This window comes from Streptococcus pneumoniae (assembly GCA_040719455.1).
Taxonomy (GTDB): Bacteria; Bacillota; Bacilli; order Lactobacillales; family Streptococcaceae; genus Streptococcus; species Streptococcus pneumoniae_G.
Genome location: JBFDTN010000001.1, coordinates 562,422 through 575,526, shown reverse-complemented (window position 1 = coordinate 575,526; position 13,105 = coordinate 562,422). Strand labels below are relative to the sequence as shown.

The 13,105-nt window shown below is 40.7% G+C and carries 13 protein-coding genes; 2 read left to right on the top strand and 11 right to left on the bottom strand.

Annotated features, from left to right (window positions below; all coding sequences use genetic code 11):
* Nucleotides 1-9: 9 nt before the first annotated feature.
* From AB1I63_02630 to AB1I63_02580, 11 genes are all read right to left on the bottom strand, one after another.
* The gene (locus tag AB1I63_02630) at nt 10-834 is read right to left on the bottom strand and encodes an alpha/beta hydrolase (GenBank protein ID MEW4353784.1); all 825 of its coding nucleotides are present in this window, start codon (nt 832-834) and stop codon (nt 10-12) included.
* A gap of 130 nt (nt 835-964) precedes the next feature.
* The gene (locus AB1I63_02625; GenBank protein ID MEW4353783.1) at nt 965-1,585 is read right to left on the bottom strand and encodes a hypothetical protein; all 621 of its coding nucleotides are present in this window, start codon (nt 1,583-1,585) and stop codon (nt 965-967) included.
* A gap of 36 nt (nt 1,586-1,621) precedes the next feature.
* On the bottom strand, nt 1,622-2,020 hold the full coding sequence (locus AB1I63_02620; GenBank protein ID MEW4353782.1) for a hypothetical protein: 399 nt from the start codon (nt 2,018-2,020) through the stop codon (nt 1,622-1,624).
* Nucleotides 2,021-2,110: 90 nt separating this feature from the next.
* Nucleotides 2,111-3,451, bottom strand: coding sequence for a methylenetetrahydrofolate--tRNA-(uracil(54)-C(5))-methyltransferase (FADH(2)-oxidizing) TrmFO (gene trmFO, locus AB1I63_02615; protein MEW4353781.1), 1,341 nt, complete (start codon nt 3,449-3,451; stop codon nt 2,111-2,113).
* Nucleotides 3,452-3,565: 114 nt separating this feature from the next.
* Nucleotides 3,566-5,656 carry a type I DNA topoisomerase gene (gene topA, locus AB1I63_02610; protein ID MEW4353780.1) on the bottom strand — a complete coding sequence of 697 codons (2,091 nt, stop codon included), beginning with the start codon at nt 5,654-5,656 and terminating at the stop codon, nt 3,566-3,568.
* Nucleotides 5,657-5,749: 93 nt separating this feature from the next.
* Entirely contained in the window at nt 5,750-6,598 is an 849-nt protein-coding gene (dprA, locus tag AB1I63_02605; GenBank protein ID MEW4353779.1) for a DNA-processing protein DprA, read from the bottom strand.
* Nucleotides 6,599-6,870: 272 nt separating this feature from the next.
* Entirely contained in the window at nt 6,871-8,013 is a 1,143-nt protein-coding gene (mutY, locus tag AB1I63_02600; GenBank protein MEW4353778.1) for an A/G-specific adenine glycosylase, read from the bottom strand.
* A 60-nt stretch (nt 8,014-8,073) separates the two neighbouring features.
* A complete protein-coding gene (gene pta / locus AB1I63_02595) occupies nt 8,074-9,051 on the bottom strand; it encodes a phosphate acetyltransferase (protein MEW4353777.1) in 978 nt (325 codons plus the stop codon).
* 11 nt (nt 9,052-9,062) lie between these two features.
* On the bottom strand, nt 9,063-9,950 hold the full coding sequence (locus AB1I63_02590) for an RluA family pseudouridine synthase (protein MEW4353776.1): 888 nt from the start codon (nt 9,948-9,950) through the stop codon (nt 9,063-9,065).
* Nucleotides 9,947-10,765, bottom strand: coding sequence for an NAD kinase (locus AB1I63_02585; GenBank protein MEW4353775.1), 819 nt, complete (start codon nt 10,763-10,765; stop codon nt 9,947-9,949). Before AB1I63_02585 ends, AB1I63_02590 begins: the two co-directional genes overlap by 4 nt.
* On the bottom strand, nt 10,749-11,420 hold the full coding sequence (locus tag AB1I63_02580; GenBank protein MEW4353774.1) for a GTP pyrophosphokinase family protein: 672 nt from the start codon (nt 11,418-11,420) through the stop codon (nt 10,749-10,751). Before AB1I63_02580 ends, AB1I63_02585 begins: the two co-directional genes overlap by 17 nt.
* Before the next feature lie 84 nt (nt 11,421-11,504).
* On the opposite strand from AB1I63_02580, the gene AB1I63_02575 reads away from it, so the two are divergent.
* On the top strand, nt 11,505-12,071 hold the full coding sequence (locus AB1I63_02575; GenBank protein MEW4353773.1) for a CYTH domain-containing protein: 567 nt from the start codon (nt 11,505-11,507) through the stop codon (nt 12,069-12,071).
* Nucleotides 12,072-12,135: 64 nt separating this feature from the next.
* Complete coding sequence (locus AB1I63_02570) at nt 12,136-13,104, top strand: ribose-phosphate diphosphokinase (protein MEW4353772.1); 969 nt, start codon at nt 12,136-12,138, stop codon at nt 13,102-13,104.
* Nucleotide 13,105 lies beyond the last annotated feature (1 nt).

Below are 13,105 nucleotides of genomic sequence, written 5' to 3'. Positions count from 1 at the left end.
CTCCTTTTTCTACCATTTCTCACTAAAAAATTGAAAACATTCGACCATTTGCTCAGACCAAGCTAGTTCATTGTGCTCAGCTCCTGATTTGATCCGAAGGAGCAAATTGTCCAAAGGAATGCCTCCTCGAATCAACTGCTCATAATAGGTCAATGAGGAATCAATATAAGCCTGTTTGATATTTCCTGCCATAAGCGTCTTGTCCGTATCATCAGCTTCTTCTGTGCCTACATAGATATAAACTCGCTGGCTACTATCTAAATTTTTCTTTTCAATGTAACGATTGAATGCCTCTTGATGAAGCCAGTTAGCCGATGAAAAGACACCTAAACAACCAATCCTTTCTTGGTATTCAATCCCCATAAACTGGGTGATATTTCCGCCCAAAGAAGAGCCAATCATAGCTGTGTGAGCCTTATCCGACTTGGTGCGATATTTCTGGTCTATGAAAGGCTTGACCACGTCCATGACAAACTCAGCATATTCTGTCCCTTGTCCGCCAAACTGGACTCCTGGGATATTGATTTCCTTGTATTTCCACGCGGAATACTCATTCATCCGTTGAAAACCGTCATTATCAATCGCCACAACAATCATCTTAGCAAGATCAGGATTGCGTTTGATGGCAGGAATCACCTTCCAAGAATGACCACTAAAGGATTCCTTGCTATAAAGCACGTTTTGCCCATCGTGAAAATAAACAACTGGGTAGGATTGCTCTGTATCATTTTCATAGTTCTTGGGCAATAATACACGAATACGGCGCTTCTTTTTGCTGTATGGAACCTCTAATTCGTGCGTTTTCATATCAAGATAAAAATAAGACTTGTTCATAGGATTCTCTCTTCTATTTCTAGTATCCCTAGTATAGCATACTTTTGCGGAAATATTCAGAAAATTTAGTTATTTTTTAAAATAATTCGGAAAAGACGAACAAAAAAATCCATTGTCTATGACAAGGAGTTTACGAAACTCGATTCGCATGCCGAATCCGCCAGTTTCTAATGGCTAAAATCACTTCTGAAACAAGATGAGTGCCCAAAAAGCTAATAAAGAACAGCAACTTTCCTTTCGTAGCTGGACTGAGATAGGTATTTCTCACAACAAATGCAGTCCATTCGATAAATATCGGGTGAATAGAAAAGTAGAGCATACTAAGTTTTCGTAATTTTGAAAAATTCTTCTCAGAAAATAGGGACGTCCGAATAACAGCATTAAAGAGAAAAACAACAAAGGGTGCCAATCCCAAAAAGAAATTTTTATCCAAACCTTGCCGCAAAAAGACAAGGATATGCTCCAATCCTAAAATCCCAAAACAGCCCAGCAACTTCCAGCTATACTGTTTTTTAAAGAAATCAGCTTGAAAATTGTCATACAACAAATAGCCTAAAAAGATAAAGAGAGGGGCGTAGAAAATCCCATTCCGACTGGTAATAAAGATACGAGCATAGGCTTGATACATCTCAAAAAGTGGAGTTCCTACCAAATAAGCCGAGTAAGTCTCGATACTCCCAAAGAGATAACAAAGTATAATGACTGATACTGCCTTTTTCTTACCCAAAAATCGCAAGAGTTGATTGACCAACCAAACTCCCAATAAAAAGGCAGGAATATACCATAGCTAGTAACACATACCTATATAAACAAGAGCTAAAACTAGAGCCACAAGATACATCAAAGGATGTTGAAAAGGTAAGGATAAACTGTGCAGATAATACCAAGCATAGGGAAGATAGATGACACTCCAGAAAAGATAGGTTCTCAATAAATGACGGATGTAAACTCCTACACGATGATGGACTGTCAAATATCCTCTGATGAAAAAGCTGCTGCCAATCATGAAAAAAGGCACTGCCATTCTGGCAAAGATACTCTTAAACGTAAAATGCAGCATTTCATTTTCTACCAAACGCCCACTATGAACCAAAATGACCAAAATGGAAAAGAGATATTGAAACAAACTAATCATAGAAGAATTGATCCATGTATAGTTGAGAGATTTGTGCTCTTGCTTTTCCATAGTAATCTTCTCCTATCTCTTTTTATTTACTATATCATGTTTTGGCGATTTTGCTGAAAGAAAAAGCTAGGTTTCCCTAACTTTTTTCTCTTAGTTTAATTGTTCCAAGGTATGACTCAAATCTGCCAAAGAACGTTCTGCGATTTTTTCATAGCGCTCTTTTTTATCGCGAATGCGAGGTCCTTCCAGCTCCTTGATAATCCCAAAGTTGACATTCATCGGCTGGAAATGCTTGCTGTCGGCATGGGTGACATAGTGCGGTAGACTTCCGATTGCTGTTGTCTCAGGGAAGATGATTTCTTCTTCTCCCTTGAACAAGCGAGCTGCGTTGATACCAGCTACAAGGCCAGACGCCGCAGACTCCACATAGCCCTCAACCCCTGTCATCTGACCGGCAAAGAAGAGCTGCGGATTTTTCTTAGAACGAAAGGTCTGTGTCAAGAGATTTGGCGAATCCATGTAGGAATTGCGGTGCATGACCCCATAACGGACAAATTCAGCATTTCCCAGCCCTGGAATCATTTGGAAGACCCGCTTTTGCTCTCCCCATTTAAGATGAGTTTGGAAGCCTACGATATTGTAGAGACTACCAGCTGCATTGTCTTGACGGAGTTGGACAACCGCATAAGGAGTCTTGTATTCACCGTCACGAGGGCCTGTATAATCCTCTGGATATTCCAAGCCAACTGGCTTCATCGGACCGTAAAGCATGGTTTTCACACCACGTTTTGCCATGACCTCAATCGGCATACAGCCTTCAAAATATTTTTCCTTTTCAAAGGAATTGAGTGGTGCTTCTTCGGCATTGACCAAGGCATCATGAAAGGCCATGAATTGCTCCTTGGTCATCGGTGCGTTGAGATAGGCAGCTTCTCCCTTGTCGTAACGGGATTTGAGATAGACCTTGCTCATATCGATGGTGTTGACATCCACAATCGGCGCAGCCGCATCATAGAAGTAAAAACCAGCTCCACCATTGAATTCATGGATTTTTTCTGCCAAGGCATCGCTTGTCAGAGGACCTGTCGCAACGACGGTAATTCCGTCAGTTGGCAGGTCTGTTATCTCCTCACGAATGACTTCAATCAAAGGATGGTTAGAAAGCTCTTCGGTCACCATCTGTGAAAAGCCTTCACGGTCAACAGCCAAGGCACCTCCAGCAGGAACACGCGTGCTTTCTGCTGCTTTCATAATAACAGAGTCCAAACGGCGCATTTCTTCCTTTAAAAGCCCTACTGCGTTTGTTAGACTATCTCCGCGTAGGGAGTTGGAGCAGACCAACTCTGCAAAATTCTCTGTTTTGTGCTGTGGTGTCGCTTTCACTCCACGCATTTCATATAGTTTTACCGGAATACCTTGTTTGGCAATTTGATAAGCTGCCTCAGAGCCAGCCAAACCAGCTCCAATGACAGTAATATAAGATTGGGACATCAATGTACCTCATCACTCTTTCTAATTTGGTTCTCCTCTAGTATATCAAAAATTAGTTCTAAAGGAAAAAATATCACCCATATTTGCAATATAGGTGACAGAATTAAAATTATGTTACTTGATTTTTTCTTCTTGGTAATCACATTTTTCATCGCTACAAACGACCTGCTTCCCACCACCACGAACTTTCTTTTCGATGAGGTAGTGACCAGATTTGGGACATTCTCGTCCTACTGGTTTATCCCATGAGGTAAATTCACAGTCTGGATAGCGATTGCAGCCATAGAATATACGATTTCGCTTAGTTTTACGCTCAATGATTTGACCTTGTTGGCAAGCTGGACAGCTGACACCAATTTCTTTGACAATCGCTTGGGTATGACGACAATCTGGGAAATTGCTACAAGCGTAAAATTTACCATAGCGCCCTAGTTTGATGACCATAGGGCTGCCACAAACTTCACAGTCAAAGCCAGCTGGCTCATCCTTAATCTGGATTTTCTCCATCTCATCTTCTGCTTTTTTGACCTCTTTTTCAAAAGGTTGGTAGAAGGCATCAATGACCTTTTGCCACTCTTCTTTTCCAATCTCGACATCATCCAGTTTCTTTTCCATCTCAGCGGTAAAGGTCACATTGACAATGTCTGGGAAAAATTCGACAATCAAGCTATTGACAATTTCCCCCAATTCTGTTGGCTCAAAGCGCTTGGCAGCCAATTTGACATAGTAGCGTTTTTGGATGGTTTCAATGGTCGGTGCATAGGTGGATGGACGTCCAACTCCATTTTCTTCCAATGTTTTGATGAGAGTCGCCTCAGAATAGCGTGCAGGCGGTTGAGTGAAATGCTGCTCAGGCTTGGTATTGACACGTTTTACTGTATCACCTTTTTCCATGTCAGGAAGCATTTTATTTTTATCGGAGTCGTTATAAATCGCAAGATAGCCATCAAACTTCACTTGGCTTCCATTTGCCGTAAATTGTACCCCATTTTGAGCTAATTTCACACTCATGGTGTCAAACACAGCTGCCGTCATTTGACTAGCGACAAAACGGTTCCAAATAAGCGTATAGAGTTTTAACTGATCCTTATCTAAATATTTAGCGATACTCTCAGGTGTATGATACACACTTGATGGACGGATGGCTTCATGGGCGTCTTGGGCTCCAGAAGCGTTTTTTACCTTGCTACCGTGTTTGGAGTATTTTTCTCCAAATTTTTCGGTGATAAATCCTGCTGCTTCATTAGTCGCCACAGGGCTAATCCGAGTTGAGTCGGTACGCATATAGGTAATCAAACCTTGCACACCAGAACCAATATTGATTCCCTCATAGAGTTGCTGGGCAACCATCATGGTCTTACGTGTTCGGAAATTGATTTTATTAGCCGCATCTTGTTGCATGGAGGATGTTGTATAAGGGAGCGGGGCATTGCGCTTGCGTTCCTTTTTGTTGACCTCCTCAACCATGAAATCATCACCTTTGAGATGAGATAAGACTTCCTTGACTTCCTCATTGGTTGATAATTTCATCTTTTTGCCATTCATGCCATAAAAACTCGCCTGAAATTGCTTATTACCTTTTTTGAAAACTCCATCAATTGTCCAGTATTCTTCTGGCTGAAAGGCATTGATTTCATGCTCACGGTCGATAATCAATTTAAGGGCAACAGACTGTACCCGTCCGGCTGAAAGACCTTTTTTGACTTTTTTCCATAAAATAGGAGAAATCGAATAACCCACAATACGGTCAAGTACCCGTCTTGCCTGCTGGGCATCTACCAAATCCATATTGATTTGACGTGGTTCTTTAAAGGCATTTTTTACGGCGTCCTTGGTAATTTCATTAAAAACGACTCGATTTTTCGCATCCTTTTCCAAGTCCAAGATATGAGCCAAATGCCATGAAATAGCTTCTCCCTCACGGTCCGGGTCACTTGCGAGAAAGACTTGCTTAGCTTTTTTGGCTTCTTTTTTCAAATCATTAATCAAGGGACCTTTTCCACGGATATTGATATATTGTGGCTCATAATTATTCTCAAAATCAATGGACATGGTTGATTTTTTCAAATCACGGATATGTCCGACGCTGGCTAATACTTTATAATTACGTCCTAAATATTTTTCAATGGTTTTTGCCTTGGCAGGCGACTCCACAATGACCAAATTTTTCTTGGTTGCGGTTTTTTTCTTTGTTTTTGTTACCAAACTATGATCCTCTAACGTTCATTAAACTTCATTGAGTGTAAACTATTTTTTAAAGGATGTCAACTGCCAAGTTTTCTTATAGGAGAACTTCATTTAATATTGAAACTCTAAAAGGACGTCTGCGCCTGATGTGATGCACTTTGCACCCTCTTGAATCAAATGATGGCAACCATCACTTTTCCCATCAATAATTGATCCTGGAATAGCAAAGACATCACGTCCTTCTTCCATAGCACGCTCGCAGGTAATCAAGCTACCTGAGCGCATTTTAGCCTCTGCGACTACTACTGCACAGCTCAAACCTGCGATAATCCGATTTCGCTCTGGAAAGTGGAATTTCAGTGGTTGTTCACCTGGACCGTACTCTGTAAGAACTAGGTGATTTTTCCCAATGTATTCCTGTAATTTTTTATTAGCTTTGGGATAAAATACATCAAGCCCTGTCCCAATCACAGCAATGGTGCGTCCGCCATTTTGAAGAACTGACATGTGAGCAGCAGTATCAATGCCTTTTGCAAGACCACTGACAATCACTACTTCATTTTCTAATTCTGAAATCACTTTTTTCACTGCTTGAGCACCATTTTTACTGCAATCACGGCTGCCTACAACCGCTAATCGAGGGAAAGACAAGAGGTCTAAATTTCCTTGATAAAACAGCAAAACTGGCGGATTGTAAATCTCACTCAACTCCCATGGATAGACATCATCCATAATTGAAAATGACGGAAATTTTTCAAATTCTTCTTTTAACAATTCATCATTTTGATTTTTATAGCGCTCTATGAACAGAGCAGGATTGCGAGATTTTGATGCTACTGCCATATTGCGAAGACTGACTTCTTTTTCTTGAATCTCTACATATTCTAAAACGTTAATGACTTCTTGATTAGACAAGCCTGATCTTTTTAATTTATAAATGAAAAAATTTGTAATTTCCATAGTCTTTCTTCCTTCTATTTTTATCTCTTCACATAATATCTTTATAAACTACTATTAAAGATATTTTATAGTTTAAGCATTGTTTAGAGCTGCTATTCAGAACTTCTTCATATTGTGAAGCATCACCTCTCTGCTGTATGATATAGAGCAATCATAAGATTCTTGTCTCAAACTTGAGGAGTATCGCTCTTATTTATCTATTCGTAAAAATTGCTCAAAAATAGAATTTTTTATACAACAAAAAAAGCCTATGTCATAACTAGGCTTCTTTCTTATTTTCCTTTCAAAAAAGCATCCCACATTTTTTTCTGCGGCTTGGCAAAGGGATAGGCTGCAAATTCCTCTGGTGCGACCCAACGAGTTTTACCTACGAGAGCTGGAGTTCCGCTAACCCTGCCATAAAGCAGATCGATATGCCACTTTCGATGGCTAAAGACATGCTGGACTTGTGAAAAGGCTATCTCCTGCCAGCTCACCTCCATCTCATAATCTTGCTCAAAACGCTCAATAGCCGACGGTCCCTCTTTGCTACTACTTTCTTCAAATAAGGACAGCTGCTCCTTACTACTACTATCACTTTCAATCAGTGGAAAATGCCAAAATCCAGATAAAAGTCCATCATTTTCATTTTTTTCTAGGAGAAACTTCCCTTCGTCATTTTCAAGGATAAATCCTTTGAGATAAATGGGAACAGGCTTTTTCTTAGGGGCTTTAATCGGATATTTGTCCATGGTTCCATGCAAGTAAGCGGCACTGAATTCCTTAACAGGACTTTCTTCGGTTCTAGGATTGACAGGAGACTCGATACTAGATCCCAAATCCATCAAGGCTTGGTTGAAATCCCCTGGACGCTTTGGATCAATCAAATGCTCCATAATTACTTGGAAAATCTTGCGGTTGCTAGGATTACCAATATCGTAATCCACTTCAAATAAACGAGCCATAACTCGCATAACATTGCCATCCACAGCTGGCTCAGGTAACTCAAAGGCAATGCTCGCAATAGCCCCAGCCGTATAAGGTCCAATTCCTTTGAGACTTGCAATCCCGTCATAAGTCGATGGGAACTGCCCATCAAAGGTCTCCATCATCTGCTGGGCGGCTGCCTGCATATTGCGCACACGAGAATAATAGCCCAAACCTTCCCATGCCTTGAGAAGTTTTTCTTCAGGTGCTTCTGCTAAATCCTTAATCTCTGGAAACCAGCTCAAAAATCGCTCATAATATGGAATGACTGTATCCACGCGCGTCTGTTGGAGCATGATTTCAGATACCCATATGTGATAAGGATTTCTTGACTGTCTCCAAGGCAAATCTCGCTTATTATCATCGTACCAGCTTAGCAATTTCTCTCTAAACGAGGCAATTTTGTCCTCATCCCACATATCAATGCCATAGTCTTTTAAATCAATCATATCCCTAGTATATCACAAATAGCTAGGTAAAGAAAAAAGTTGACTTGCGTCAACTCATTTCTAGTTTTGATTCATTGCCTGACTTGCTGTGATGAGAGTCAATTTATACACATCATCAGCATTACAGCCTCGTGATAAATCATTGACAGGCTTGTTTAACCCTTGAAGAACTGGACCTACTGCTGCAAATCCTCCCAAGCGCTCCGCTAGTTTGTAGCCGATATTTCCAGATTGAATTCCTGGAAATACAAAGACAGTCGCTTGACCAGCTACCTTGCTACCTGGTGCTTTCAGAGCTGCCGTTTCTGGTACAAACGCAGCATCAAACTGCAACTCTCCATCAATGGCTAAATCAGGGCGCAGTTCTTGAGCAATATTGGTTGCCTTAACCACCTTATCAACACGATCTCCAAATCCGCTTCCTTTTGTTGAATAGCTAAGCATGGCAATTTTGGGATCAATGCCAAACATTTTGGCAGTATCTGCTGAATTGATAGCAATCTCTGCTAAGGTTTCTGCATCAGGCTCGATATTGATGGCACAATCGCTAAAGATATAGCGTTCATCTCCACGTACCATTAAAAAGGCACCTGAAGTTCGTGAAATCCCCGGCTGTGTTTTAATGATTTGCAGAGCTGGACGAACCGTTGCCGCAGTCGAGTGAATGGCACCTGACACCATACCGTCAACCAAACCCATATAGACCAACATAACTCCAAAATAGTTCAAATCCTCTTGAAGCAAGCTACGAGCTGCGTCTTCTGTGATTTTACCTGCCCGACGTTCAACGAGAGATACGACCATAGCTTCAAAGTCAGGATAGTTAGCTGGGTCAATGACCTCATAGCCTTCTGTGACACCTTCAATTTCCAAATAAATCCGAATTTTATCTGGATTTCCAAGCAAGACTGGTACAACTTCTGTCTCATTGACTAAGCGTTTTGTCGCTTGTAAAATCCGTGGTTCTTCTCCTTCTGGCAAGACCACACGTGCATTTTTTCCAACCAAATTTGCTTTTAAATCATCAAAAATTTTCATCCGAAACTCCTTTATTTCTCTAAGTGATGAATGAGCGCTTGAAAATCATTAGGAAGAGGACTTTCTAATGTAAGGACTTCTTCCCTAAAGGGATGATAAAATTTCAAGGAATGGCAATGGAGCGCTTGACGTTCAATCCCATCCGTCAAACTCCCACCATACAAATCATCCCCCAAAAGTGGAAAACCAATATGCGAAAAATGAACTCGAATCTGGTGTGTGCGCCCCGTATGAAGCTGGATATCCACCAAATAAATATCTCCATAGCGAGCCACGACTTGATAGCTCGTATGAGCATACTTACCGCCCTTTGCGACTCGCCTTGTAATAATGCTATTTTCATCTCTAGCAATAGGAGCAATGATCTCTCCTTGCTCTTCTAAAGTCCCTTCGCCCTTAATCAGAGCAAAATAGCGTTTCTCGATTGTCTTTTTCTGCAACTGCTTGTCTAATCTCGCATGGGCATAACCATGTTTTGCAAACAACATTAAGCCACTCGTATCTTTATCCAAGCGCGTGACAATATGCACCTGTTGATTTTCATACTCTTGATGGATGTAGTAAGCCTTGACATAATTCGCCATAGTATTAGAATGATTGACACTCGGAATACTGGCAACTCCTGCTGGCTTATCAAGAATCAAGAAATGATCATCTTCATAGACCACCTCCAAGTCTTTTCTCACAGCCTGCAAAGTCTCAAAACCTTCCTCTTTTGGAATATCAATCGTGACGACATCTCCAATATCTAAGAGATAGGTCGCATTTTGCTTTATTCCATTAACCTTTATATCACCCCCGCGAAATTTTATTTTCGCGAGTAGACTTTTAGAAACTTCATGTTTTTTGAGAAAGTTTTTGATTTTTACATGCTCGTCTGCGACAAATTCAAACCTCATTCTTCCACTTCTCCAATAAAGGCATCCTTGACCCGATTCCAAAAGCTAGTATGGCTCGGTGTTGCCAAGAAATTGATCTTATGATGATCAATCTGATACTCGATTTTCGAGAGGTTATTATATAAAAAATGTTGGTTATCAATGGAAAGAGAATGTCGGTCACTCCAAGCAGGAATAATCTCAATCTTATCTTTTTTCGGAACAATGATAGAAGAGCCAAGCGTGCGAAAGACACGATTATTAAGACTAGCCACCTCAGCAACTTGCAGAGCTTCAATGGTCGGATGAAGAACGGCACCACCCAAGGACTTATTATAAGCCGTGCTTCCTGTCGGTGTTGATACGGAAATCCCATCCCCACGGAAACGTTCAAAATGGACTTGGTTGATGACCACATCTGCAACCATGGTCCGTCCAGATCGTTTAATCGTAGCTTCATTTAAGGCTCGCTTCACAGTCACCTCACCATCTCCGTGATGAATTTTAACATTCAAAATTGGATAGGACACTTTCGCTCCTGCATCTAGCTTGAGATTTTCAATCAATTTGTCCAACTCAAAATCTCGATAATCCGTATAAAAGCCTAGATGTCCTGTATGAAGTCCTACAAAGCGCACTCTATCTAGCTGATTCTCATACTTGTGAAAGGCAGACAGCAACATGCCATCTCCGCCAATAGAAATCACAATATCTGGATTTTTATCATTTAAAATAAAATTATTTTTTCTAAGTTTGTATTTCAGCGCGTGGTAAACTTCTTGACTTTGTCGTTTCCGATTGCTGATAATACCAATTCGTTTATCTGTATTCTTCATCTGTATCGTCACTATTTCCTACACCATCATTTAGTTTTCGATGAATGGGGTCAAAAAGCGCTTGCGCTTCTTGAATATCATCTCGAATTTTTCCCATCTCCTCATCTAGCTGATAGGCGATTTTTGCTGTAATTTCCAGACGTTTTTTGATTTCTTCTGGAAATTCTCCCTTGTATTTATAGTTGAGCGAATGCTCAATCGTTGCCCAAAAATTCATGGACAGGGTTCGAATTTGGATTTCTGCCAAGATAGACTTATTGCCACTAATGGTATCAACAGGATAATTGACAATCACATGGTAACTCCGATAGCCACTGGATTTCTGATTATGGATGTAGTCTCTTTCTTGGACAATGGTCATATCCTTACGCTTACGCAATACAGAAAGCACTTCTTCCACGTCATCAACAAACTGAACCATAATCCGTAAGCCTGCAATATCTTGCATATCCTGAGCCAAATTTTGCTCTTTAATCCCACGAAGAGCCATCTTTTCTTTGATGCTCTCGACAGGCTTGACACGCCCAGTAACAAACTCAATCGGCGAATGGCGATTTTGCTTGCGATATTGCTTGCGAATACCTCGCAATTTAACCTTTAATTCTCCCACTGCTTGAATATAAGGGTCTAAAAATTCTTCCCATTCTATCTCCATACACTCACCTTGCTAAATCATTTCTTTTCGTATAAAATATATTATATCATAAATCGCTTTCAAAAAAAAGAAAAGGACATGAAAATGAATCATTTAGAAATTGAATTTAAAACCCTGCTCTCAAAAGCCTCATTTGAAGAGCTTTTGCCTATCTTTGCCCATGCTCCTCGCATCAAACAGACCAACTACTACATTGATAGCAAGGACTTTACACTGCGCGATCACAAAATGGCGCTACGCATCCGCACTTATGAAGATCAGGCAGAACTAACCCTAAAAATTCCAAAAGAGATTGGCAATATGGAGTATAATCAAGATTTAAGCTTGGAAAAAGCAAATGCTCTTCTCAAGCAGTTTTCGCTCCCAGAAGGCGAGATAAAAAAGATCCTTAAAAAAGAAAATATCGCCCTTTCTTCTCTTGATATTTTAGGAGATTTAACAACTCTTCGCCGTGAAATCCAATTCCCTATCGGTTTATTAGCTCTTGATGAAAGCCAATATCTTGGCACGACCGACTATGAACTCGAAATGGAAGTCTTAGATGCTAAAAAAGGAGAAGAGGATTTCATTGCTTTTCTCAAGAAACACGGAATTTCCTATCAAAAAGCACCTTCTAAGATTGCACGATTTGCGCAAAAATTAGCTAAATAGCTGAAATTTTTTCCATTTTTTGATAGAATGAAATACAGAAACAAAAAGGAGTTTTTAGATACCTATGGTTGATGTAATGCCTGTTAAAGCACCTATGAAATTATTTTCACTCAACTCGAATCCAGATATTGCTGAAAAAATCGCAACAGCTGCTGGTGTTCCTTTGAGTAAACTATCCTCCCGTCAATTCTCTGACGGAGAAATTCAAGTAAACATCGAAGAAAGTGTCCGAGGATACGATGTTTTCATTATCCAATCAACGAGCTACCCAGTTAACAATCACTTGATGGAACTGTTGATTATGGTGGATGCCTGCAAACGTGCCAGTGCTAATTCTGTCAATGTTGTCATGCCTTATTTTGGTTATGCTCGCCAAGACCGCATTGCCCGCCAACGCGAGCCTATCACTGCAAAATTAGTGGCAAATATGTTGGTGGAAGCTGGCGTGGACCGTGTCCTATCGCTTGATTTGCATGCCGTTCAAGTGCAAGGCTTCTTTGACATTCCTGTTGATAACCTCTTTACTGTCCCTCTTTTTGCCAAACACTACTGCGAAAAAGGCTTGATGGGTGAGGATGTCGTCGTGGTCAGCCCTAAGAACTCTGGTGTCAAACGGGCTCGTAGCCTTGCTGAGTTGCTAGATGCTCCTATTGCGATTATTGATTATGCTCAAGATGATGCCCATCGTGATGAGGGCTATATTATCGGTGAAGTCGCTGGTAAAAAGGCTATCTTGATCGATGATATTTTAAATACAGGAAAAACCTTCTCAGAAGCTGCAAAAATTGTTGCTGAAGAAGGGGCAACAGAGATCTACGCTGTCTCTAGCCATGGACTTTTTGTCGATGGAGCAGCTGATTTGCTCGATCAAGCCCCTATCAAGGAAATTCTTGTGACAGACTCTGTGAAGACGAAGCAGCAGACACCAAAAAATATTGCCTATATCACTGCCAGCGAGCTGATTGCTGATGCCATTATTCGTATTCATGAAAGAAAACCAGTCAGCCCACTCTTTGCTTATAAAAAAGGATAAG